The organism is Candidatus Thermoplasmatota archaeon (assembly GCA_022848865.1).
GTDB lineage: Archaea > Thermoplasmatota > Thermoplasmata > RBG-16-68-12 > JAGMCJ01 > JAGMCJ01.
This window is the reverse complement of the sequence record JAJISE010000029.1, coordinates 1-25,511: the sequence shown is the minus strand read 5'-3', so window position 1 is coordinate 25,511 and position 25,511 is coordinate 1. Positions and strand designations below refer to the sequence as shown.

17 protein-coding genes are annotated in these 25,511 nt (G+C 60.7%); 7 read left to right on the top strand and 10 right to left on the bottom strand.

Going from position 1 to position 25,511, the window contains the following annotated elements; translation table 11 throughout:
- Together LN415_06595 and LN415_06590 are read left to right on the top strand one after the other, a co-directional pair.
- On the top strand, positions 1–1,747 hold a 1,747-nt coding region (locus LN415_06595), incomplete at its 5' end, for a right-handed parallel beta-helix repeat-containing protein (protein MCJ2556762.1).
- Positions 1,748–1,929: 182 nt separating this feature from the next.
- Complete coding sequence (locus LN415_06590; protein ID MCJ2556761.1) at positions 1,930–7,662, top strand: hypothetical protein; 5,733 nt, start codon at positions 1,930–1,932, stop codon at positions 7,660–7,662.
- Positions 7,663–7,794: 132 nt separating this feature from the next.
- On the opposite strand, the gene LN415_06585 is transcribed toward LN415_06590, so the two are convergent.
- From LN415_06585 to LN415_06575, 3 genes are all read right to left on the bottom strand, one after another.
- The gene (locus tag LN415_06585) at positions 7,795–11,277 is read right to left on the bottom strand and encodes an ABC transporter substrate-binding protein (GenBank protein MCJ2556760.1); all 3,483 of its coding nucleotides are present in this window, start codon (positions 11,275–11,277) and stop codon (positions 7,795–7,797) included.
- 162 nt (positions 11,278–11,439) lie between these two features.
- Positions 11,440–11,811: a type II toxin-antitoxin system VapC family toxin gene (locus LN415_06580; GenBank protein ID MCJ2556759.1), complete on the bottom strand. Its 372-nt coding sequence runs from the start codon at positions 11,809–11,811 to the stop codon at positions 11,440–11,442.
- Complete coding sequence (locus LN415_06575; protein ID MCJ2556758.1) at positions 11,811–12,065, bottom strand: hypothetical protein; 255 nt, start codon at positions 12,063–12,065, stop codon at positions 11,811–11,813. The genes LN415_06580 and LN415_06575 overlap by 1 nt, the downstream gene beginning before the upstream one ends.
- Positions 12,066–12,411: 346 nt before the next feature.
- Here LN415_06575 and LN415_06570 point away from each other — a divergent pair, with 346 nt between their 5' ends.
- Positions 12,412–14,532: a right-handed parallel beta-helix repeat-containing protein gene (locus tag LN415_06570; protein MCJ2556757.1), complete on the top strand. Its 2,121-nt coding sequence runs from the start codon at positions 12,412–12,414 to the stop codon at positions 14,530–14,532.
- Positions 14,533–14,573: 41 nt separating this feature from the next.
- Here LN415_06570 and LN415_06565 read toward each other — a convergent pair whose 3' ends face one another.
- Positions 14,574–14,858, bottom strand: coding sequence for a hypothetical protein (locus LN415_06565; protein ID MCJ2556756.1), 285 nt, complete (start codon positions 14,856–14,858; stop codon positions 14,574–14,576).
- Positions 14,859–15,034: 176 nt separating this feature from the next.
- On the opposite strand from LN415_06565, the gene LN415_06560 reads away from it, so the two are divergent.
- On the top strand, positions 15,035–16,207 hold the full coding sequence (locus tag LN415_06560; protein MCJ2556755.1) for a zinc ribbon domain-containing protein: 1,173 nt from the start codon (positions 15,035–15,037) through the stop codon (positions 16,205–16,207).
- 36 nt (positions 16,208–16,243) lie between these two features.
- Here the strand turns inward: LN415_06560 and LN415_06555 are convergent, their stop codons facing one another.
- The 4 genes from LN415_06555 to LN415_06540 form a co-directional block, all read right to left on the bottom strand.
- Positions 16,244–16,630, bottom strand: coding sequence for a PIN domain-containing protein (locus tag LN415_06555; protein ID MCJ2556754.1), 387 nt, complete (start codon positions 16,628–16,630; stop codon positions 16,244–16,246).
- Positions 16,630–16,839, bottom strand: a complete 210-nt coding sequence (locus LN415_06550) for a hypothetical protein (protein ID MCJ2556753.1) — start codon at positions 16,837–16,839, stop codon at positions 16,630–16,632. The genes LN415_06555 and LN415_06550 overlap by 1 nt, the downstream gene beginning before the upstream one ends.
- 198 nt (positions 16,840–17,037) lie before the next feature.
- A complete protein-coding gene (locus LN415_06545) occupies positions 17,038–17,346 on the bottom strand; it encodes a YdhR family protein (GenBank protein MCJ2556752.1) in 309 nt (102 codons plus the stop codon).
- A gap of 171 nt (positions 17,347–17,517) precedes the next feature.
- Positions 17,518–17,979, bottom strand: coding sequence for a thermonuclease family protein (locus tag LN415_06540; GenBank protein ID MCJ2556751.1), 462 nt, complete (start codon positions 17,977–17,979; stop codon positions 17,518–17,520).
- A gap of 177 nt (positions 17,980–18,156) precedes the next feature.
- Here LN415_06540 and LN415_06535 point away from each other — a divergent pair, with 177 nt between their 5' ends.
- The 3 genes from LN415_06535 (at position 18,157) to LN415_06525 (ending at position 23,000) form a co-directional block, all read left to right on the top strand.
- Positions 18,157–19,188, top strand: coding sequence for an NYN domain-containing protein (locus LN415_06535; protein ID MCJ2556750.1), 1,032 nt, complete (start codon positions 18,157–18,159; stop codon positions 19,186–19,188).
- A 78-nt stretch (positions 19,189–19,266) separates the two neighbouring features.
- A complete protein-coding gene (locus LN415_06530; protein MCJ2556749.1) occupies positions 19,267–21,969 on the top strand; it encodes a right-handed parallel beta-helix repeat-containing protein in 2,703 nt (900 codons plus the stop codon).
- Between the two features lie 194 nt (positions 21,970–22,163).
- Positions 22,164–23,000, top strand: coding sequence for an SDR family oxidoreductase (locus LN415_06525; GenBank protein MCJ2556748.1), 837 nt, complete (start codon positions 22,164–22,166; stop codon positions 22,998–23,000).
- Here the strand turns inward: LN415_06525 and LN415_06520 are convergent.
- Complete coding sequence (locus LN415_06520; protein MCJ2556747.1) at positions 22,978–23,595, bottom strand: hypothetical protein; 618 nt, start codon at positions 23,593–23,595, stop codon at positions 22,978–22,980. The genes LN415_06525 and LN415_06520 overlap by 23 nt on opposite strands.
- Before the next feature lie 71 nt (positions 23,596–23,666).
- A partial coding sequence (locus LN415_06515; protein ID MCJ2556746.1) for a beta-propeller domain-containing protein occupies positions 23,667–25,511 on the bottom strand: 1,845 nt, incomplete at its 5' end.

Sequence of the window (25,511 nt, the reverse complement as noted above, 5' to 3'; positions counted from 1 at the left end):
CCTCGCCAATAATTCTGTTCAGGACCACCAAGTGGTCGCTGTCGAGCTCTCAGGCTCGCACAACAACACCATCGTTGACAACGAGCTCCGTCCCTGGATGTCCGATTGGACCGACGGCATATCTGTCGTGCAATCCGACGGGAACACCTTCGCCCGCAATCGCCTCTACTCGCACTGGTACGGCATCGACCTCGTGGAATCGAACAACAACACGATCTACAGGAACGAGCTGGCCCAGCACCACCATACCTGCATCCGCACGGTCTCCTCCCACGGCAACGTCATCCTGGAGAACGACTTCTTCCCAGGCGGGGGCTGGGAGAACCACTTCGCCGTCGACATCACGGGCAACGACAATACCATCGCGAACAACTCGATGCTCGGCTGCTGGGAGACCTGCGTCATCCTCGGCGGCTCGCGCAACCTCCTGGCCAACAATTCCATGACCACGTTCGGGAGCGGCATCGAGGTCAGTGGATATGACAACCGGATAGCCAACAACCACATCGAAGGCCACCTCTCGTCCTTCACCACGATCGGTATCAGCTTGATGCACGCCCAACGCAGCTCCCTGGAGGACAACCAAGTGTATGGGTTCGGCGGCGACGGTCTCCGGCTCTTCGACTCGGACAACAACACGATCACACGGAATGTCGTCACGTCCAACGGCGATTGGCTCGACAGCTACGGTGTCAGGCTGGAATCGTCGCAGGGCAACAGGATATTCCACAACAAGCTCCGGTACAACAACAAGCAGGCGTATGACGACCGCGCGGATAACGAATGGGACAACGGATACCCGTCGGGCGGGAACTACTGGTCCGATCACGAAAGCCCGGACGGCTACAAGGGTCCGGACCAGGACATACCGGGGTCCGACTGCATCGTGGACACCGCGCGAGTCATCGATCTCGACAGTGCGGACAGGTACCCGCTCATCGAGTCCTGCACGTACGACCCTTCGCCGCCGCGGAACATAAGTGCATGCCTGAGCGGCGCGGGTCTCACCGATGTGACCGTGTCCTGGGACGCGTCGTCCGATGAGGCCCTGGGCCTCGTGGAGAGCTACGAGATCTACCGGGGCGGGTGGTATGACCCTTCTGGATTGACATACCCTTTCAGGGCTAGCATTCCTACTGGCGAGCACAGCTACACGGAACTCATGGCCGGTGAGGGCAACCCCGGTACGTACTTCTTCTTGGTCTGCGCGAGGAGCTTCTCGGGGGGCAAGATGTGCGCGGACATGCAGGCCGCCAAGTTCACCCGCCAGGTCGTCCAGGGCCCGGTTCTGGTCTCGGTCCCGCTCGTGCAGTCCAACGAATCCATTGAACGAGTGCTGCAGACGGTCAAGTACGACAAGATCTGGTCCTACGATTCCTCGAGCGGGGAATGGCAGTGGCACATGACGGCCAAGGAATACGGAGGATTAGCGAATCTCAACCACACGATGGGTCTGTGGGTGAACGCGACCGAGGAGTGCAACCTCACCGTGGCGGGTATCGTTCCCGCTCAAACGGCGATCCATCTGCGGAGCGGATGGAACCTCATCGGATATCCCTCATTCAACATCTCTTACACCGTGGGTGACCTGAAGGCAGAGCTGCCCGTCGAGCGGGTGGAGGGCTTCGACCCCACCGCCCCGCCGCACTTCCTGCGGGTGCTGCAGGACTCCGATTTTCTTCGGGCGGGACAGGGATATTGGATGAAGGTCTCCACAGACGCGACTTTGGTTGTGCGCAACGGCTGAAGGGGCAGGGTTGGCGGGAAAAGATTATTATACGCCTAGTCTGTTGAGAAAACGGTGGAGGTGTGACTGTGTCAAATGACCATTTTGGATTGAGAAGGACACTCGTGGGTGTCCTGTGTGCGGTTCTTCTGATCTCCGTTCTATCGTTCTTCCCGAGCGCGCGAGCCTCTTATCCTGCCTCTATGGATTCCAATTGGACTGGAGCCCCGCCAGCCATCGACGGGAACATCACGATCGGCGAGTGGGACAACGCCACGGTGATCGACCTGATCGATATCCCTGGCAACATGATCCCAGCCCGCATGCTGGCGATGAACGATGCCAGCTTCCTGTACCTGTCCTACGACGTCGTGGGAGACCTTACCCCCGGTGCGAGGGATGCAGCCTCATTCTCCTTCGATACCAACAGCGATGGTGTGGCCACCCCAGGACGAGAGGACCAGTTCGTTCTGAGTGCAGTATATGACGGCTCCGCTCACTACGTCTATGACGCGATGGGTTTCTGGCTCCTGGAGGATTCGCCCTTCGACCCGGGCCTGCCCAACCACACTGGTCTGGCAGGGGCCATGGGCTTCGGTCCGAGCCCTTCACAGCCTTTGGATCACGTGATGTACGAGATATCCATCCCCCTCGCACTTCTGGGCGTTTCCCCCGGAGAGTCCATCGGCTTCGCGGGTCTCAGTGAGGCCGCCCCTGGTGTTGTCGATGATGAGGCATCATTTCTCTATGACACCTGGCCAACGTTCTTCATCTACAGGCCTCAGCTCGAGGCCTTCGGTACCCTGTTCCTTGATACTCCCGCCGGGGTCGTCGATGTGGAGGTCATCCCCTCTCTCCAGAGGAGGACGAGTCCGCCCTCATCCTTCGTCTGGTACAGGATGACGGTCAAGAACGAGGGAACCAGCGGTGCCGACATCTTCGACATCAATGTCACATCGACCTGGAACGTCACGATGTTCGACGCAGCTGGCACCAATCCACTTGTGGACAACACCGGCTCAGGCCTCAACGACACAGGCTCGATTCCCTCCGGCGGTTCGGTGGACGTAACCGCTATGGTGGAGGTCCCGCCGGGGACGGGAGCGGACGTAGCGCTCTTGAACTTCACCTCAACCGCGAACCAAAGCGTCAGCGCCCACGTGGAGCTTCACACGGAAATCCCCGATGCCTGGTTCAACCCTCCGCACACAGACACGGCTGTGGACGACGATGTGCCCGCGAACGGCTTGTACAACACTCTTCAGGTGAATGTGAGCCTGTATGCGGTGGTACCTGGTGAATACATCATCGTGGGCGTCCTGTTCGACCTGACCAAGACAACCGAGATCTCCTTTGGCGGAGTCTTGGAACAGCTCCTCGCAGGCAACAACACTGTTGCGCTGCCATTCCCAGGACATGAGATCCGCTCATCGGGCATCGATGGACCCTATCTCGTGGAACTCGCCGCACACGCATCCTACAAGTTCATCGATAATGACACCTACGTGACGACGCCGTATCTGAACACTGACTTCGACCTCCCAGGGGCGGTCTTTGAGCCCCCGCACTCGGACTACGGCCTCGATACGGACGTACCTCCTGACGGCTACTACAACGACCTCGTTGTTGCGGTCAGGGTTAACGTCTCCGAGGAAGAATCCTATCAGATCAATGCGTACCTCTCAGACGGATCCGGCATGGTGATCATCGACCTCGCGTGGGAGTTTCCCTTCCTGCCTGTCGGGATCTCGACCTTCAACCTCACGTTCTCAGGCACCAGCATTCGGGTCTCGGGCATCGACGGACCGTACATGGTTCAGATGATGCTCTACAGCCCGCGATTCGAACTCTTAGATGTGGACAGGCACACGACCGCCGCGTACATGCATGACGAGTTCCAGCCCCCCGGGGCGAAGTTCTTCCCGCCGCACTTCGACTATGCTGTTGATGAAGACCTCCCGCCGGATGGCTACTATGACCGGCTGGTTCTGAACGTGTTCCTCAATGTCTCGGTCTCAGGGTGGTACAGCGTCTACGCGACTCTATATGACTCGCTCGGCGTGACTGAGATCGACTGGGATATGGATAGTGGTTCACTCACGCCTGGAATCGAGATGCTCAACATCACTTTCAACGGTGTGGCGATCCGCGCCTCCGGAATGGACGGGCCCTACATCGTCCGCATGGAACTTAGTGACAGCGGGATGTTCATCGGGAACGATACTCACCTGACGGCTCCGTACAACCACACTGAATTCGACCCTCCAGGCGCCTCGTTCTCCCCGCCGCATTCCGACTACGGCGTGGACGCTTTCCCGCCCGACGGTTACTACGACTACCTGGTCGTTGAGGTGAACCTCACCGTCATCGAGGCGGGCGTCTACCAGGTCGATGCAATGCTCATGGACCCCTCCGGTCTCCATATCATCGATTGGGCGTATGCCAGCGACTTCTTATCTCCCGGCCTCAACACGACTCTGGAGCTCTGGTTCTACGGCAGATACATCCGAGACATGGGGATCGACGGACCCTACATGGTCGACATGGAGCTGTACCAGTCGAACATCAGCGTCATCGATCGCGACATCTACTTGACCAGCGCGTACAGCTACCTGGAGTTCCAGCCCGATCCCGCCTTCTTCCAACCGCCGCACTCCGATCATGGCCTGGACACCGACATGCCGCCCGATGGTCTGTACAACGAGCTCATCGTGGACGTGATGATAAACGTCACGATGGCTGGGGATTTCTACATAGGCGCCGACCTTTGGGATTTCTCTGGAACCGCATACATCGACCACTATTTTGAGGGTCTGACCCTTCCTGCGGGCCTCAACACCGTCAATGTGAGCTTCGAAGGAATCCCGATTCGGGCCTACGGGATCGATGGACCGTACCTGGTGGAATTGACGCTCTGGGATAGTGGATGGAACCACTTGGACTCTGATGTTCATTTCACTTCCCCCTATCTGCACACCGACTTCCAGATGCCGAACGCTTCCTTCGCCCCGCCGCACTCGGATTACGGCCTGGACACGGACATCCCGCCGAACGGACACTACGACTTCCTGATCATCAATGCCTCAGTCAACGTCTCCGTGGCGGGGGACTATGGTGTGTATATCGAGCTGTTCGATCAGACCGGAACGATCCCAATCGACTGGGTCGGGAATTACACGTGGCTCGATGTCGGGCCGCAGATCATCGAGGTCTACTTCTGGGGCCGCTACCTCTACGATATTGGCATCGACGGACCCTATCTGGCCGAGATGTACATCCAGGACTACAACTGGACCATGCAGGATCGCGACAGCTATCTGACATCCCCCTATCTGGCCACGGACTTCGAACCCCGAGAAGCGGAGTTCACTCCGCCGTATTACGACTACGGGCTGGACACCGACATGCCGCCGAACGGCTACTTCGATGACCTCGTCGTGCTGGCGAACATCACTGTCAATTTCGCAGGCAACTACACGCTCGTGGCCAATCTCCGCGATCTGAGCCCTTCGATACACCTGGACGACTACTGGTTCACAGATGATTTGGGCCCAGGCTTCCACTCCATCGAATTGCACTTCGACGGCTCGGTCATCAGGGACATGTTCGCCGACGGCCCGTACAGGGTCTACATGAGCCTCTACAATGAAACTTTCGCGTTCATCGGCAGCGACGTCTTCATAACGGGGGCCTACAGCTACACGGAGTTCGAGCCGAGGGCAGCCTTCTTCCAGCCACCGCACAGCGACTACGGTCTGGACACGGATGTCCCGCCGAATGGCCTGTACGAATATCTTGTCATTGAGGCGTCGGTGCTCGTCGTCGAGGAGGGTGACTATGAGATCGACGCGCTCCTCTACACGTGGGACGGCAACTGGATCGACGGGGTGACCAACCGCACGAATCTGACAGCGGGCCTTCGGTCAGTGATGCTGCAGTTCGACGGTCCAGAGATATACGGAACCGGTTACGACGGCAGCTTCCAGGTCGAGCTCTACCTCTACGACGCCGCCCAGGAGCTCCTGGACATGGGCTTCATCAATAACACGGCATTCTACGTGCACACCGAGTTCGAGCCTCCCGACACGACCGCCCCGTCCTCGTACGCCCTCCAGGTTCCATACCTCCAGGACGAGCCTCTCATGATATCCTACTACGCATCGGATCCTCAACCGACGGAGGGTCTCGATATGATCTCGCTCCACTACAGCTTCAGCTCCGACAACCTCACCTTCGGACAGTGGACTCTCTACCAGGAACTGAGCATCACGGGCACCGAGAGCAGCGGAGGCCTCTTCTTCAGTTGCCCAGATGGGGAAGGCTTCTACCGCCTCTACACGATAGCCACCGACCTCATGGGGAATGAGGAGTCCCCGCCTGTGACACCCGACGTTGAGTTCCAGCTCCGCACCGCCTCGGGCATCGTGCTGACGGTGGCGCCCCCAACCCTCGTTGCAGGCGAGAGGGGCGCTTTCGAGGTCACCGTCGTCGATTCCTCCGGTGAGCCAATCCCGGTCGGAGAGGCGTTAGATATGATCCTCTTGACATCGTCCTCAACAGGTTACTTCCTCGAAACGGGCGGTCCCTCTCAGATAACGACGGTCACCATCAGTTCAGGGGAAAGCTCGGCGTCCTTCGACTACTCCGACCCGAGAGCGGGAAGCTACTCCATCAACGTATACTGCCAGCTTGGGCTCGCTGCGACGCTTCTGGATGTCGTCCCAGGCGCGCTCGACCAGATCATTCCATCGCCATTCTCGACACGTGTGGAGGTGGGACAGCAGATGCAGTTCTCGCCAACCGCCTACGACCCCTTCGGCAACAAGATCGTCGGGCTAACCTTAACCTGGTCCGTAGCCGGAGGGATCGGGGCCATAACGTCAGACGGCCTCTTCACCGCCGGGACAACGGCCCAGCAGGGCGAGGTCATCGTCACGTCCGGAATGCACGAGGGAAGGGCGACGGTCTTCGTGACACCGGGACCCGCCACGTACGTGCTCGTTATGCCGACCGTCGTGTCCCTGCAGGTGGACGAAAGCTTCCAGTTCACAGCTACCGCTTATGATCAGCATGACAATGAACTCGAGGAGGTGACATTCACTTGGTCGGTCGATGCGGGCATCGGGAGCATAGACCAAGGCGGGGTGTTCCTCGCCGGTCAGTCCGTGGCCTCGGGACAGGTCACTGCTGCGACCGAGGGCATCACGGGCTCTGCAGACCTCAGTGTACTGCCTGGCGATCCCTATGACATGACCATCACCCCTGCCAACATCACCCTCTCAGTGGACGACCAGCAGCTCTACGAAGCCGAGGTCTGGGACGTCTACGGCAATCTCATTCCCGACCCGGACGTGGAGTGGAGCGTTCATGAAGGATGTGCCTCCTTCGAGAACGGCCTGCTCACTGCAGGGCCATGGGCAGGATATGGCATCGTGACCGCGAAATCTGGCGGGGCTACTGCCGATGCGGAGCTCTACGTCACGCCAGGACCCCTGCACCATGTCGAGGTCGATCCCCCGGGCGCGACGGTAAGAGTCGGCGATTCCGTGTTCTTCATGGCTCAGGGATACGACGAGTACGGGAATCGGATTGGCGACCTCTCATACGTGTGGGAGGTGACCGAGGGTTCTGGAAGCCTTTCAGCGACCACAGGGGAGCACACGACATTCACGCCTGACAGCGGCGGCATCTGCAATGTCTCCCTGACGGTCGACAACCTGGCATTCACGCTCACAGTGGACGCGATCGAGGAGGCTGGGGAAAGACCCGCCGAATGGGTCACGTATCTCCCGCTCGGTCTATTGATTGGCCTCGTGGTCGGGCTCCTGATCGGTATGCTCTTACAGAAGCGACTGCGCCCAGAGAAGGCTCCCGAAGAGGAAGACGTCTTGGAGGACGAAGCCGAGGACGTCCTGGAGGACGAGGACGAGACCTAGCGCCGTTGTCTGACGGTGCCAGCCGGGAATCGCCAAGGGGGCCACCCATTTCCCTCCATCGCTGTCATGCGCTCAATGCCACGCGGGGTGCGGCCCTTTCGCCAAAACGATTTCAGAGCCGCCTGCGCATTCTCACTCGGACTCTTCCGGCGGCGCCCTTTCGTCCTCTTCGGCGGGTTCCTCAGGCCTCCTTCTCATCCACCCCATGAGAACCAGCAGCACGAGAGCGGCGAGGAACACCACCGCGAACAGCAGGAACACCCACCAGAGCTCCTCCGCCAGGGGCTTCACCTCTTTCCCCTCCTCATCGGCGGTCAGCGGGTCCCTCCCGGCCGCCACCTCCGCCCCGTCACCCATGCCGTCGCCGTCCGTGTCAGCGTCAGCGGGGTCCGTTCCGTAAGTGTTCTCCTCGTCCCAATCGGAGAGGCCGTCCCCGTCCGCGTCCGTCGCGATCACCTGCACGAAGAGGTAGTCCTGGTCCGCGTTCCCCGCAGGGTCGCGCACCTCCAGCATCACCAGGAAGCCGCCCGCCACGTTGAACATGCTCCCCGACAGCGGCCCGTGCAGCGTGACGACGTCCGTCCCGTTGAAGAAGGTCCACATGTAGCTCTCCACCCGCCAGTTGTCCGTCGACCCCGTTCCATCGAATGTGACCGTATCCCCTTGGCTCACTATCACATCGGAGCCCGCGTCCGCTGTCGGCAGCGTCTCGTCCGCGACCGTGAATGCGCCGTCCTGCGCGGCCCACTTGTCGAAGGCGTCCCTCGCGGAGATGCGGAACGCGAACGTCCCCGCTGTCCCCGCCTGCACGACCTTCCAGTACAGGTCCGCGGAAGAGAGCATCGAGTAGTTCCCGATCTCCTGTCCGTCGGGGTCCCACACGTGCAACCACGCCCCGTCCACGCCGTTCGCGCCCTCGATCGTCGCCGAGACGTTCACGGACGTCGGGATGTTCCCGGACAGCCTCTGCCACTGCACGTCCGAGATCGTCGGCGGGGGCCCCAGGATGTGGAAGCTGCCCTCCGTCGAGTTCTCGTTCCAGTGGAGGTCGATCGCCCATATCCTGAACCCGTATGTCCCCGCGGCGTCGTACGTGCGCTCGAGGTAGTACCTGTCGCTCAAGCTGTCATAGAACATCGTCGCGTTCTCGATCTCCACCAGCCCGGCGTCGAGCACCTGGCAGATGACCCACACGAGCGACTCGTCCTGCACACTCAGGCTGATGTTCACCGCCCCGCCCATCTCCTGCGGGTCCGGCTCGGCCGTGACGTCGAGCATCTCCGGCGGCAGCAGGTCCACGTTTCGGACGAATATTGAGGCGCTCCCGTTCCCCCACTCCCCCATGTAGTCCGCGTAGGCGGTCACCCAATACATCGTGTCCTGCGTCACCTCCGGGGCAGTGAAGGTGATCGTCCCGATCGTGCCGTTCGCCGCCGTGACCCCCGAGTCGGGCACCACCGTCGGGCCCGCCGGCGACACGTAGACAGTAACGTTAGCGCCTCCGAGCGGGTCGCCGTACCCGTTGTGCACGAAGATCTCGACCGGCAGGCTCTCGCCCTCGTTCACCGTGCCCCCGCCCGGGAGCAGGACGTCCACAGTCGTCCCGTAGGGCGGGTGGATGCCTATCCACGACCAGTACGAATCGGCGAATATCGAGTCCGCGCGCCCGACCGTCCAGTTCACGAACCGGTCCTCCCGGTACGCCTCGATGTTGTCCTTGAAGTGCAGCACGTCGTTCGGCAGGTTGTCCGCGAGGAGCGCGCTGGCCTCCTTGATCAGCTGCTGCTGCCTATTCAGGTCAAGCTCCGCCCGCGCATCCGTGCACAGGCTGTCGAACGTGTAGTTCTGGAACCCCGCGTAGTTCAGCCCGGCGGGCGCGCCTCCCGAGTAGTAGAAGTCGGTGTAGAACTCTGCCGGGTAGGAGTTGATTCTCTCGCTGTACGTCCACATCTGCATGTCGCGGTTGGCGAGGCGCTCTGTGATCTCGCTGAACGCCATCAGCTGCGCCATCATGTTCAATCCGACCTCTCTGGCTTTGGATGCGATCATGTTGCACGCGGAGGCCTGTATCGGATCGTAGTCCGCCTGCGGGCACAGTATCTCGATCTGGGAGTTGCCTATCGACGGCAGATTCCTGTATCCACCCGTCCAGCCGAGACCGGGTCCTCCTTGGAACGATATGGTGTAGTGGTCGTCCAGGATCTGTCGCGCAGCGTCCAGGTCGTAGTTGTACTTCGTGACGGACCCGTTGTACCACAGCACATCCTCCGGGCGGATGGGCTGGTTCCCTGCCACGCCGTAGTCCTGGAGCAGGACGGAGATGATGAGCTGCTTGTCTATCACGTGCGAGACCGCCTTGCGGAGGTAGTAGCCGTCGTCACCCTTCGTGGGGTCGTTGTCCAGATAGCCGAAGGGGGACATGCGCATGTTGTACCCGAGGTACGTGAACCCGCGCTCGGCGGTGATGGAGATCCCCACGGTCGGGTCTATTTGAAGGTTCGGCAAGAACTCCGGCGGGACAGACCAAGAGACAAGGTCGATCTCGCCCGCCTGGAGTGCGAATATCGAAGCCTGGGCGGTCTTGTAGATCTTGAACAGCATCCCCTCGATGATGGGCTTGTGCATGTGGCTGTAGAAGTTGCCCTGGCAGACGGGCGGGGTGCCGGACCTCTCGCAGTCGAGGGCGTCGGCCGCGTAGTCCTCGTACCTTATCGTCCACGCGGACACGCCCGGGATCCAGGTATCGAACTCGAAGGGCCCCGTCCCCACGACCTCGTCATCGCTCGGCTCCCAGCTCTCCGCATCGAAGTAGTCGAACGCGTTCGGGTTCGTGGCCGGTACCCCGTTGTGCGTGACAGGGTCGTATGCGTACCCGAAGTCGGAGTGGAGCCCCATCTTCCAGAAGTCGCAGACGCCGCCGGTCGCGTTGAGGCACAGCTTCCCAGTCCCCTCCCAGATGTGCATCGGGATTATGGTCGCGTCACTGAGCACATGCCTCACAAAGCCCGAGTAGGTCGCCTGCTGGCTGAAGCGCAGCGCGAACGTCAGCGTCGCATCGGGACCCACGGGGATGCCGGCGTCCCAGTTGTCCAGCACCGGCCACACGTGGAGCCACCTGCTGGTCGAGTAGTTCGTGCCGGGCAGGTTGTTCTTGTCCTTGATCACGTCGAGCGACATCTCCCGCGGGTCTAGCGCGCGCAGGTGATAGCTGAAGAGGAGGTCGTCCATCGTCATCTGGACGCCGTCGTGCGAGAGCACGCCGTTGAAGTCGTAGTAGGCCGTGACGTCGAACGGGAGCACCTCCTTCTGGAACGTGCCGTACTCGTCCAGGTCGAAGACGCCGTCGTCGTCCGCGTCCACGCCCTTGAGCAGGTAGGGGAGCGGCCCCTGCGTCGCCGGGTCCTCGAGACCGACGCTGCCGTAGACGGGCGAGAGCAGGTTAGACGTCCATATGTCGCTCGGGCCGAGTATGTTCCTCGTCTTCATGTCGTCCTGCGCTCCCACCCTCAGCATCAGCTGCTGAAGGGGCTCCTCCTCGTTGCCGTCGCCGCCCGTGACGTAAGGTGATAGAAGCACAACCGCACACAGCAGGATTGCCACTCTGTGAATGATCATCTTCCTCCCAACAGGCTGAAAAAACCCGTTGCTGCTATTTAAGTGTAGGGGCTGGCGGGACGGGGAACTGGGTCAGGACTCGGAGAAGGTCATACTGAAGGCGGAGAGGTAGGCCTCCCGCCAAAGCGATTATGAGAGAACTCGCACCGCCCCAGACGCTCGCTACGGGCGCCGCTTCCGGAGCTCGGCAACGATCCTCCTGTCATAGGCCAGGACATCCGCTCCGAGCGCCACACAGGTCTGGACCACAAAGGCGTCGGCGAGGCTCAGCTTCCCTCTGCTGTGAATCTCTCCGACCGCGCTCAACTCGACCTTCTCCGCGACTCTCACGTGTGGAAGCTGCAGAAGGGAGTCCAGGGCCTTCCTCCCTGCGCTCCGGCCGAATCGGTAGGCGAGAAGGTCGATGGTCTCCACCAGGATCTCGGACGGGACGACGATGGGGTCAGGACCGCTCACGTCCTTCAACGCCCTCTTGTGAAATCGATCGTCCTCGGAGAAGAGCGCGTACAGGGCACTGGTGTCGGCGACCCGCATCACTTCTTCTCCTTCTTCGTCTTGTGGCGGGCCTCTCCCAGGAGCTCGTCGTGCCGCAGGGAGTCGTCCGGCATCCCGCCCTTGAACGTCGGGAGTTCCGAAAGGTCCACGGCATCGCTTCTCCTCTCCAAGCGCACGAGGGCCTCCTCCCCGGGGCGGAGACCCAACCTCTCCAGGTCGGCCTTCTGGATGCGGAACCCGTAGGAGTTCCCCCACTTGAGGATGCGGGCCTTGATTATCGTGTCCTTCGCCATGTATAACCATATCGTTATACGAGTATAAGTCTGTTGCCTCCCGGGACAGCATTGGCGAAACAGCTATCCGTCGACTAGAAGCGTTATCGTGCATCCCCTCCAACCTATTTGTGACCACCATCCTCGCGAACGATGGCGGTGATTTACGTGTGGAAATACGCCTCCCTGCCTATTTAATGATTCTCGCTGGCAAATCACTGGCCATTGTGGACCGCATCAGTGGCGGGACAAGTCCATCTGACCGCCATGCCCTCCGTCACCGAGACCAGGAGCGAGCACGCAGCCCTCCCGCCAAAACGATTATCTGCCCTTGGACAACTGCCATAGTCAAGTTGGGGAGGATGGCATGCGCAGGTGGAGTCTGCTCGTAGTGCTCGTCATGATGGCGAGCGTCTTCGCCCTCTCGGTGCCCTTCGCCTCGGAGGTGAGCGCCGCGACCCTGTACGTCGGCGGCGGGGGACCTGGGAACCATACGACGATTCAGGCCGCGATTGATGCCGCAAATCCAGGAGACACAGTATACGTTTTCAATGGAACCTATTTCGAGAACGTCGTCGTCAACAAGACCATGTCTCTGATAGGTGAGAGCAGGGACGCGACGATCATCGACGGTGGCGGGACAACCCGCACAGCGCACCTGTTGGCCAGCTGGGTGAACATCAGCGGGTTCACGTTCACGGGAGGCGGGGGATTTCTCGATGCAGGGGTCGAGCTCGACTACGCTCACAACTGCAACGTGAGCGGGAACAACGTCTCTGGAAACGGCTTCGGGATCGCCCTGCACCGCTCCGACAACAACACCTTCGCTGACAACATGCTGCACTCGAACTTCGTTAACATAGCCCTGTATGTCATCTACTCGACGAACGCCACAATCATCCACAACACGATGTCCGAGAACGGCATCTACCTGGACGGCGAGTCCCTGGAGCACTGGAACAGCCACACCATCGACACGACCAACACCGTCGACGGCGACCCGGTCTACTACTGGAAGGATGTCGTTGGCGGGACCGTACCGTCGGACGCGGCTCAGGTCATACTGGCCAACTGCTCCGACTGGCTCGTGGAAGGCCTTAACGTGGACAACACCTCCGTGGCGATCCAGCTCGGTTTCTCCTCGAACAACACGATAGCGAACAACACCGCCGTCCGGAACCAAGTGGGCGTGGTCATTTCCGACTCGAGGAAAAACGTCGTCACGGGAAACAACGTCTCGGACAACTACTACGGAATCCACCTGCCGTTCTCGGACAACAACACTGTGTTCCACAACATCTTCATCAACAACACGCGGCACGTGATCACTTCAGGTCCCAATCGGTGGGACAACGGATATCCATCGGGCGGCAACTACTGGGGCGACTACGTCGGGACCGATGACAAGCTCGGTCCGGACCAGGACATACCGGGAAGCGACGGAATCGGTGACACCCCCTACCAGTTCCCGATGGATGAAGGGACGGACTTGTACCCGCTCATGGGACCTGATCCGCCGTCCTTCGTCCTACCCTCATTGCCGCTGAGATTGCAGGCCCTCGACGGAGACGACCACGTGAACCTGACGTGGGAACCGCCTCTTTCGGACGGCGGACTCCCCGTCGTGAACTACAGCGTGTATCGGGGAACCAGCCGCGGCCAGGGCACCTTCCAGGCGATGGGCGGGAACGTCACTTCCTTCAGCGATGCGAACGTGACCATCGGCGTCACGTACTACTACTCGGTCGCTGCGGTGACCTTCGTTGGTGAGGGTCCACGATCGATCGAAGTGCCCGGGAAGCCCGGGAACCTGCATCCAGCATGCACCGTAACAGCTCCTGCACAGGGGTCCACGGTGTCAGGAATCGCTCCCATAAACGGCACTGCAAGCGATCCGGACGGAACGGTCGCGTACGTGGAGGTCAGGATCGATGACGGTCGGTGGATGGTGGTCGACGGTAGTACCTCTTGGACCATCAGCTGGAGAACTAGGACCTCCCCAAACGGCAATCACACGATATACGCGCGCTCCTTCGACGGAACTGGCTACTCGGCCGAGGTGGCGGTGACAGTCTTCGTCAACAACACGGCGCTACCGCCCCCTGAGGATGATGAAGACCCAATGGCGGATTTCTGGGAATTCTGGACATGGGCAGCTCGAGCATTCATGATTGTCATGCTTTCGGTGTTGCTCGTCGGCGCGATAGGCTCGGAGAGGAAGCGTCGGAAGCGGCGCCTGAAAGAAAGTGAAGCCCGCGACGAACGCTTCGAATCGAAGGAGGATGGGGCGGAGTCATGGAAAGGGCCCGCCGAGAGAATTCAGGGCTACTTCTTTGTGGTTTTCGTGAACGCCATCGTCGCATCGAGCCTTTTCCTCATCGCCTTGACCGTGTCCGGGGTGACCCTCCTTGGCGGGGTCTTGTTCTTGGTGGTCTCATTCTCTCTCTTCGCCTGCTACATCATGGTGCAGATGAAGGAATGGCGCTGATCCTCCCGCCTAGAGCCCTTTCGCCAAAACGACAGAGGCGATTAGAGCAACGTCCTGTCGTACGGTCTCCGCCTCACGCCCTTGGCGACGTCATACAGGATGAAGCCGATGCCCGCCAATAGAAGGACCTGCGCGAACGCCATCAGGTGCCCCGCGAAGAGGTTCTCCTCGGCGATCATCCTGTCGAACTCGCTTTCGGAGAGATCAGAATTCTCGTACCGCTCGTTCATCTCGTGAGGCCCCACCTCCACCACGGCACCGACGATGTGAAACAGTATCGCCATCACAATCATGCCGAGACCAATGAGTCTCATCGTTACACCCATGAGAATCCTCCGGTGGATCGAACGGCTTCGGGCTATATGAGTGTTGTCGTGACGCCCTCACCATCGGAAACCTGATACGCCTGCACAGCGTTCCCGCAAGCAGATGGGAGTCCTCCGCGCCATCAAAAGGGATTAGTACACTGACGCTCATGCCGGCTCAGTCGGAAGGGTTGCACATGACAACTTGCACAACTTGCGGAGGCGCTATTCAGGAGACCGACGTCACATGTCCCCGTTGCGGCGCGGCCCTCGCCCAGCAGGCCAAGGGGCCGGCCGAGGCGAGCTCGACCGCCAAGGCGGGGGGAGCGATAGGGGCCGTGGGCTCCATCGCGATGTTCGTCCAGAACCTGATGATCGTCATAGGCCTGCTGCTCCTGGTGGTCTCCATCGGGGTCATCTTCTCGGACCCGGGCGGGGCGTTCGACCAGGCGTTCGTGGGAGTGATTCTGATAATGTACAGCTTCTACGTCGACTACCTCGGTCTCGCGATAATAGGCGTCGGACTCGTGGTCATCAGCGTGGGGCTGAGGAAGGTCGTCAGCGGGAAGACGATGGCGCTGGGCCTCACGGCCGGCATCATGTGCATACTTTGGGTCGTCCTCACGTACCTGTGGCGGATCTACTACCCGGGGGCGATGGCGGAGTCCCTCTCGATCCTGCTGGAGGACATAATGGGGCTCAGCAGCACCACGGCCGGCACGTTCGACGCGATCATCGGCCAGGTGCAGGGCATGATGTACACCTGGATAGGGGCTTCCGTGCTGCTGATCATAGCGTCGTTCGTCTTCGCGTTCTTCATCTCGGGCGTGGGGAAGGACACGAACTACCCGGGGAAGCTCAGGAGCTACTCCTGGCCCATCTTCACCATAGTCAACGGCGTGGGCACCATCCTCGTCGCGACGTTCGTGCTCGGCGCCCTGAACCTGAACTTCAACCGCATAGGGCTGTTGGCGGGCCTGTTCATCAAGGGCCTCGTCGTGCCCATCATCGCGCTCTACGTGTACATCTCGCTGCTGAGGAAGTTCCTCAAGCTGGGGAAGGTCACGGAGCACCCGGCGCCCGTGGCGTATCCCGCCGCCCCGCCGGCCCCGGCGTACTACCCGCCGCCACCCGCCGCTCCAGCACCGCCCGCCGCTCCGGTGGAGGCCCCGCCCGTCGAGGAACCGCCCGCGGAGGAACCGGCACCTCCGGAGGAGACGGAACCGCCAGAGGAACCCGGACCGCCCGTGGAGGAAGCTCCGCCGGAGGAACCTGGACCTCAGCCCGGGCAGGCATTATGCGCCTCGTGCGGTCAACCGCTGGTAGCGGGCGATAAGTTCTGCATGCACTGCGGGGCGGGCGCGAAGTAGGCGCCTGCGCTCCGCCACGGAAACGCGTGAGACCGCTCACCCGATAACAACAGCATCCTCGGCCCCGCGGAAATCGGAGTCCGTCGTGAGCAGCTTTTGGTCGATCGACCGCGCGCTCGCGAGGATGATGCCGTCCAGCAGGCTGAACTTGGACATGCCGTGCTCCCGCATTTCGCGCTTGATTCTGGAGCCCTCCAGACAGATGTCCTCGGTCAGGGGGACCACTCCCACGATGCCCTTCAGCCTCGAGATCCATTCGGACAGGTCGATGCTGTTCTCCAGACACCAATCCGAGAGCTCCGCCAGCTGGAGCATTGAGATGAACAAGGGGTCGTCCTCGATCGCCTCGAGAATCCTCCCGAACCTCTCGGACTCCCGCCTCGAGCGGAGGACCTCCACCACGATGGTCGTGTCAAGGAACATCAGAACCTTTCCCTCTTGTCCCTCTTGAATCGCGGTTTTCCTACGTACATACCGGCCAGTGCCAGGAGTCGCTCCTTCCTCTTGAGCGGAATCATCACCTTCACGTTGTCCCCCTGTCCGTAGCCCAGCTCGTCCAGTACCTCGGAGGGGATGATTATGCCGAGGGAGTTCCCTATCCTCCTCAGCTTGGCCTCGAAAGTGCTGCTCATCAGTATCTGTTATAACGTTATAACTAGATATAGTTTGCTCAAATGACACATTCGTGCGGACGCCTTGTGACCCTGGTCAGCACCCGTATTCCACAGCCCACGTCTCATCGCCGAACTCGCAGTAGTATGTCAGGATGACCGCGTGTCCGCTGAGCTACTGCCGTCTCGCAATAGCGCCTCCGTGCGAATCCGAGGGATCTAAACCGGACCGCGGCAGGTGCGGGTCGGCTCTTCTAGCACCTCGTACGGCTTCGCGCTTAGCTCGCTGAAAGCAGGGTGGTTCTTGACCTGCGCCGCGAGATCGCTCGCGAGGAACGTCTGCAGCGAGGACTCGTCCTCGAACAGATAGACGCCTCCCGCCTCCTTGTCTTGTTCGTTCAGGGTCCAGACCTTCCACTGAAGGCCGGGGACGTTCGCGAACGCGTTGGCCAGGTCGCACGCCGCCGCCTCGTACTCCTCTCTCGGAATGTTGAATTTGAAACTTATCTCAAGTAGCTGCTTTGGCATTTTTTCACCTCCTCCCCTTCGGGCTTTGGGTACTTCTACGCGCCCCTCCTTGGCGCGGAGGACGCCTTGACGCATCCCCTCGGACAGGGATACCTACACGGCGTTATAATGCTGTTGACGCCGTCGAACTTGGTCGGTTAGTGGATTCACCCGCGCACTCCTATGACGACGCTAGCACCCGTATTCCACAGCCCACGTCTCATCGCCGAACTCGCTGACGGCGCAGTACTGCGTGAGAATGACCGCGTGCCCGCTCTTCAGAAGTTCGTAGTTCAGGTTCTTCCCGCCGCAGTAGACCACGGCGATCATGCGCCCGTACTCGTCCTCCAGCTGCCAGTCGTCCTGGTCCGCCGTCGCCTGCGATCCTTCGGGGCAGATGTCCGCTGCGAAGTCCTTCGCCTCGTCGTAACCGGTCTCCCCATACTCGGGCGCGTCCACCAGCGCCAGGCGGATCTTGACGTCATCGATATAGAGCGTGTCCCCGTCCACGATCCTCGTCACCTCGCCCTCGATGTTCTCCCCGGCACCGCCGTGTTCCTGAGGCTCTGGAGCAGGAATGACCGAGATGATCATTGACACAACCACGAAGGTCACGACTGCGAGCAAGACGATTTGGTGCCGGATCTGCCCCATGTGCATGTTCCTCCAGAAGCCGGAATGTCGTTTCGCACTCTAAAGCTTTTTCGTCACCATCCGACGCACGAATCCAACAGGCGGGTCGGCGTCGTCGCGCGCAGGAGGTCAAGTCGAATCCCCACACTCATAAACTTGAAGTAGTCGGTGCGTCTACTCGCAGCCAGTGGAGAGACCATGGCAGAAACAAACTACGGCGCTTTGCTGATAGACTACGATAACATCTACGCCTGTCTGATGAACCAGTACGGTCACGACAGATCGGATGCCCAGCTGAAGTCGGTCGAGATCGTCGGCAACACGATATCGCACATGACCGAGACACTTGGAGTGTCCCCAATAATCAGGCAGGCTTTCGCGGACTGGGGGATGAACCCGGACGTGCCCAACGAGCTCTACACGATGGGCATAAGGGCAGTGCACGTGAAGGGTGTCAGGGGCAAGAGTAGCGCGGACATCGAGCTGTCGCTGCGCCTGCAGGAGGTGATGCTCACCCGCGAGGACATCAACGCGCTCGTCGTACTGTCAGGCGACAGGGACTACCTGCCCATCGCCCAGCGCGCGCAGGAGCGGGGCAAGCAGATCATCTTCTACTCATTCGAGCGCACGCTCTCCGGAGACATCAAGAAGCTCGTGGGCAAGGACAGGTACTGGTACATCGACCCCGAGAGCCTGAAGCCGTTCTCCGAGCGGGACTTCGTCGAGCACCGCGAACCGAAGAAGAAACCCAGGAGGCTGCCCTCACTGATCAAGCACATCCCGGAGGAAGGAACGACGACCGCCGGGCTGGCGAAGAAGCTCGGGCTGAAGGAGGACGACATCCTTCGGCAGGTACAGAAGCTCGCAGGAGATGGACTCGTCACGGCAGAGAAGGTAGGAAGGTGGACCAAGGTCAAGCACGTCGCTCCGCTCGATGACGACCAGAAGAAGGCGCTGCAGGCTGCCGCGGAGGCGCACAAGGAGTACGTCCCGAAGTACGGTAGCGTGAAGCTCTCCGGCTTCCTCGTGGTCAAGCTGGCGAAGGCACTCCCCGAGATAAGTCACCTGGACAGGAAGAAGATATTCAACACCCTCGTTGAGAGGGGTCTGGTGCAGCTGCAGAGGGAGAAGGACGCCCGGGGCGACCGCTTCCTCGTGTTCACGGTGGTCGAGAGCCATCCGTTGGTGAAGCAGACCGCGGGAACCCGCAGAAGGCGCAAGAAAGGCTGAGACCGTTCTGACGCCCGCCGCTCGGCCTGGGGCAAACGCTTTTATGTCTTGATTCGTTGCAGGCGGCAAGGTGTATCCATGAATTCCAACAGATTCTCTTGCGTGCTAGTTCTGACGGCCCTGCTCTTGGCGGCCTTCGTGGTGATAGTGCCTGAAAGGGCGCCGGCTCTGACCCCGCACGACCCGATCTATATCGGCAACAACGCGGGCTTCACCGCCGCGAACGGCGTCACGGGCGGCACCGGCACACCCGGCGACCCATACATCATAGAGGGCTGGGAGATCGACGCCACGAACGAGATTGGCATCAGGATCTGGAACACGGACATGCCGTTCATCATCCGCGACGTGGCCATCCACTCGGACGGAACGAACGACTCGGTCGACATCTTCCTCGGGCGGCTCCAGGACGGGCGCGTGGAGAACGCGACGCTCACGGACAACAGGTATGCCGTGTCGATTCTCATAACGAACAACGTCACCATCATGGACAGCACGATCTCCGGCGACGAGTACGGGCTGCATATCGACCGGGCCGACAACACGACGTTGGTGAACAACACGATAGCCCCGACCACCCGCCGCGCCATCCGGCTCACCCAATCCGAGAACCTCACCATGTCCCGGAACACCATCACATCGGACGGCATCTGGATCCAGGACTACGGCGATGAGCCTTCCCTCTACAACTCGCACACGATAACGCCTGACAATCTCGTCAACGGGAAGCCGCTGTACTATCACAAGAACTGCGATGGTCTCGACATCGACGGCATCCCCATCGGTCAGCTCATCCTCGTCAACTGCACGAACGTCCAGGTGGCCAATGTCGACATCACGGACACCCTGTACGGCATCCAGATGTTCTACGCCGACGGGGCAACGATATCGGACAGCAGCATCTCGGCTCGCGAACACGCAGTGGGGATTCGATACTCGCCGGACGTCACCCTCGCTGACATGGACTTCCACGACAGCGGATGGGGGGTATACGTCGGGGCCTCGGATGGTTTCTCTATCTCGAACAGCACGTTCACGTCGACGTCGGATGGCGGCCTCAACCTTGGCGGGTCCCCGAACGGGACGATTGAGGGCAACGAGTTCATCTCCAGCGGCGTCTTGCTCGGCCTTTCCCTCGAGGACCACGACACTCTCACGATCCAGGACAACACCGTCAACGGGGAACCGCTGCTCTACTACAGGAACTGCAACGGCGTGGATATCGACGGCATCCCGGTGGGGCAGCTCATCATGGTGAACTGCGATGACGTGCGCGTCGCCAACGTGGACGCGTCCGACACGACCCTCGGCATCGCGATGTCCTCCGTGAGCAGAGCCGTCGTCACGGACAACGTCGTGGCCCACGGCACGTACAGAGGCATGAACTTCGGGAACGTCGATGACTTCATCCTCACCGGGAACACCGTCACGTCGTGCGGGTCCAATGGCATCTATGTGTCTGGTGGCAACGACGCCGTCATATCCGGGAACGTGGTCACGGGCAGCGTATACGACGGCATCAGGTTGGGCACGATGGAGAACGTCACATTCACGGGGAACGACTTCTCGAACAACGACTGGAACGGGATATCCCTGAAGTACGCGGAGAACGTCACGATCGCGGGAAACGTCCTCTCCCACAACAACATGAGCGGAGCGGATGTGTACTCCAGTGAGTGGGTCACGGTTACGGGGAACGAGGCCCACTCGAACCAGGAGCACGGGCTATACATTCGGCACACGGAGAATTCAACGGTCACTGCCAACAACGTTTCCTCGAACGTTGGGGACGGCATCCGTCTCTACAGCGCGACGGGAATGCTCGTGCACCACAACAACATCGACAACGCCCCGAACCAGGCCTTCGACGACGGCGCGAACGCGTGGGACGACGGCTATCCCTCCGGCGGGAACTACTGGTCCGACTATGCGGGCGTGGACGACTGCAGCGGGCCCGATCAGGACATATGCACCGGTGGGGACGGGATAGGCGACACGAACTACACGATAGACGCGGACAGCGTGGACAACTACCCGCTCATGGCACCTTATGAGGATACGGAGAAGCCCAGCGTCGTGATACTCTCGCCGACAGAGTACGAGAGCTTCGACACCGCTCAGATCATCGTTACTGGCACAGCATCGGACCAGGGTTTCAGCGGGCTCAAACGGGTGGATGTGCGAATCTACGGAGAGGACTGGATCCTCGCCTCAGGGACAACATTCTGGTCAGCTCGAATTACCCTGACTTTCGGAAACAACTTCATCGAGGCGAGGGCAACGGACGCGGCGGGAAACACCGCCAACTTCGTCGTCAACGCCACGCTCACGAACGAGCCGCCGACGGCGTCCTTCACGGTATCTCCCACATCAGGGGACACGACCACGGAGTTCTCTGTGGACGCAAGCGGGAGCTCGGATCCTGAGGACCTGCTAGCCGCCCTCGAGGTCCGCTGGGACTGGGAGGACGACGGGACCTGGGACACTGCCTGGTCCACGACCAAGACGGCGACGCACACCTACGACTCAGCGGGAACGCACACGATAAGGCTCGAGGTCCGGGACACTGGCGGGGGCACTAACTCCACGACCATGGATGTTGAGGTGACCGACGAGGCGGAGGAGGGTCTGGACATGTACTTGATCCTCGGAGTGGTCATCGTTCTGGTAGTCGTGATAGCCATCGCGGCGCTCGTGATGCGCAGGAGGCAGGCCCCGCCAGAAGAAGCACCGCCGGAAGAGGAACCCTCCGAGGACGTGACCGAGGAACAGGACGCCTAGCTCACGGCTGCGGGATCAGCCCGCCGACGAGTATCGAGAGCTCGGGAGCTATCATCAAGCCAGGGCCAGAGGTTTCTGTGACGGCTCTGGTGGGGGCAGGTCCGTCAGACCAATTCTAATATACCCAACGCAGCATGATATTCCAGCAGCTGTGATTCCGGGTGATTAGGGTGTCGGATGGTACGTCAGGAAGCATGAACGGGAGGGTCTGTATGATTACCGGCGCCAACTCCGGGATAGGCTACGTCACCACCCGCGAGCTCGCGGAGATGGGAGCCGACGTCGTGATGGTCTGCAGGAGCAAGGAGCGCGGTGAGGCGGCCAGGAACGAGATCATTCGCGAGACCGGAAGCGGGTCCGTGGAGCTAATGATTGCCGACCTCTCCTCGCAGGAGGAAGTGCGGAAGCTGGCGTCCGACTTCATGGACACACGCGACCGCCTGCACGTACTGGTGAACAACGCCGCTCTGTGGCCCACGAAGCGCATACTCACTGTAGACGGCCTGGAGCTGCAGTTCGGGTTGAACCACCTGGCGTATTTCCTCCTGACGAACCTCTTGCTAGACGTTCTCAAAGCGAGCGCTCCCGCGAGGGTCGTCAACACGAGCTCGGGTATCCACAAGCGGGCCCGCATAAACTTCGACGACCTGCAGGCAGAGCGTGGGTACAGGCACATGCGGGCGTACGGGCAGTCGAAGGTCGCGAACGTGCTCTTCACGTACGAGCTCGCCCGTAGGTTGGCGGGCATGGGCGTCACCGTCAACAGCTTCACCCCCGGGATGGCGAAGACGAACCTCGGGCGGTACATGTCCCGCGGCGCACAGTTCATCTTCCGACTGCTCGCCAAGAAGACAGAGAATGGGGCGGCGACAGCGATCTATCTCGCGTCCTCGCCCGAGGTCGATGGCGTAACGGGTAAGTACTTCGCCGATTGCAGGCCCGCGAAGTCCTCGAAGCTATCCTACGATGAGGACACAGCCAAGCGGCTCTGGGACGTGAGCGAACAGCTCACAGGCCTGGGCGGTGGATGAACTCAGCGGCATCGCTCTGAGGACTCTTCTCAGCCCATCCCGCGTAGTCCTCCACGACCATGTGCGGGTACCGCTTCTGCATCTTGCACGCGAAGCGGAATATCTCCTTCAGCGTGTCCTTCCTGAAATGGGAGCCTGGCTTCAGCTTGAGGGTCCGCCGCTCGGTCCGAAAGATCAGAGTGCCCTTGGTGGATCCGCTGGTGTCGGTGCGCCTTCTCCGGAATTCGTCGTAATCCTCTGCTGTCGCTGTGTCCAGCACGTCCAACGCGAACTGAGAGATCTCCTCGGCACGCGGGTCGGCGTTGGCGACATTCCTCACGGCCGCCCACTTCGCCTTGAAGCGCTTCTTTCCTCCGATCCAGAGGTAGAAGCCCTCCTCGGTGAGAACGATTCTCTTCCACCGCAACTGGTACGCGGCGGCCACGAGGGCGATGACCATTATCGGCGGGGACATGAATATCGCTGCTATTGTGAGAAGACTGCGCATTGCGAGTGAGACGACGAGAAGGATGAGCGCCACGAGGAAGACGATGAGGAAGACGGTCCCCAACTTCGTCCCCCTGTGCTTGTAGACCATTGGCCTGGGCTCCTCCATGACTTCGCATCAGGAAGGCTGACCTTAATCCTTTCGCCGGAACAGACCATTGGACGCGCCGATCGGTTCACTTACGAGAGATCCACGATCTCGACGCCGTACAGTCCCTCGACGAAGTACGCCTTGTCGTCGTAGACGCGAAGCTGGGTGACCCACCCGCTCGAGTGGTAGACGCCGACGAAGCTCGGATCGCCGCGCACGTCGAACATGAAGTGGCAGCCCGAGAAGGAGTTCAGGAAGGCATAACCGCCCTCGAGCTTCCACAGGTGCGCGTACCCGCCGACCTGGAACAAGCCGAGGACCGTCGGGTTCTCGGTGTCCGTCACGTCCAGCACCGCGAAGTACGTCCTCGGACGCTCTTCGCCGATCCAGTACCAGTACGCGGTCGTGTTGCTGAGGTAGACGATACCGTCCTCCACGAAGATGCCGCTGACGTGCCCGTCCACCTGGACCGAAAGAAGCACGGTCGCGGCGTCATCCTGCAGCTCGAGGACGTTGACCGTCTGGAACTCCTCCCATCCTCCCGCGAGAGTGTAGACGCGGTCGCCCTCGACGTTGATCATCAATCCCGGGATGTCGACTGACGGTAGCTGCACGGGGGCGTCCAGATTCTTGAGAGAGACCCGCCCAAGCCAGTCGCGTGTCTCCCACACGTATTCCTCGCCCATGCGCTCCCAGGTGTACTCGTAGTCCGTGAAGTAGAAGATGTCGCCCTCGATGAGCGCGTTCATCACCATGCTGGCCCTGAAGCTGTATCTCGACATGACCGTCGGGTCATATGGATCGAGCACGCTGATCACGAGAAGCGTGTACCGGGGCGTCTCGTACTCCCAGTCGTATTCGGGGCTGTAGAAGACCACGTACCCGTCATCCAGAGCTGGGACGAGGCTCGAGTAACCGTAGTAGCCCACCTCCATCATGGGGGCGATGCCTATTCCGTAGCCCTCGTTTGGAAGCTCCACGTCGCCCATCCGAACGGGGTTCAGCGGGTCGGAGTAGTCGAAGATGCGAAGGTACGACTTCCTATCCTCCGAACCGTGGCCGACCATGTAGACGTACGGCTCGTCAGGGAGGGCGTGGCCCCACAGCAGACCAGTGTCCATCGACACGATCCCGGAGGGGCCTCTCGTCTCCAGCCTCATCGTGCTACCGTAGTCGTGCTGGACCAACCTCACGAAGTGGTCGCCCATCTTGAAGTAGTCCACTATGTGAACGGCCAGCTCCACTACCGCCGTTACCGACGGGTCATCGCGGTCGGTGAAGTCGATCACCTGAAGCGTCCTGTCGGACGACGCGAGTATCCTGTCCGCGTGATGGCGTGTCCTCGTTATGGACGAGGGAGTGTTCACGATCCCCCTCACCGTCAGGTCACCTGAGGAGAGGTCGAAGTCCACGAGCTGTATCGCGTGCGCGGTCCTCCACCACTCGTTCCTGTCCACGAAGCTCGAGGTGAAGGGAACGACCACGAGTTCCTGATCGTCCATCACCGACAGCTGCTTCGGGTCCCAGTTGGCGGAGGACCAGCTCCAGCCCTCGCCAATCACGACGCGGTCCATCAGCACCGCATTGTACGCGTCGCTGACATCGAACAGCGAAAGCGCCACCTGCAACTCCTCCGCGGTGTCGTCCACGCCGAGTGCAAGTATCCGGTCCCCGCGGACCTCCATGTGCGTTATCCATCCGGGGATCTCCAACACGTCCGTGAGCTTGGGATCCGTCGGGTCCGAGAGGTCCAGCACGTCGAGCGGGTCTATCCTCTCCGGAAGGTGGATCGTGTAGGCCCGTTCCCCGTCGAACCTCGTCGCCATCAGCGTCCCGGCGTCGTCTATCAGCAGTTTCCCGAGCAACGAGAGACTGGCGGGGTCGCTGACGTCGAGTATCCACAGCTCGGACTCGCCCAGCTCATCCCAGCCCCA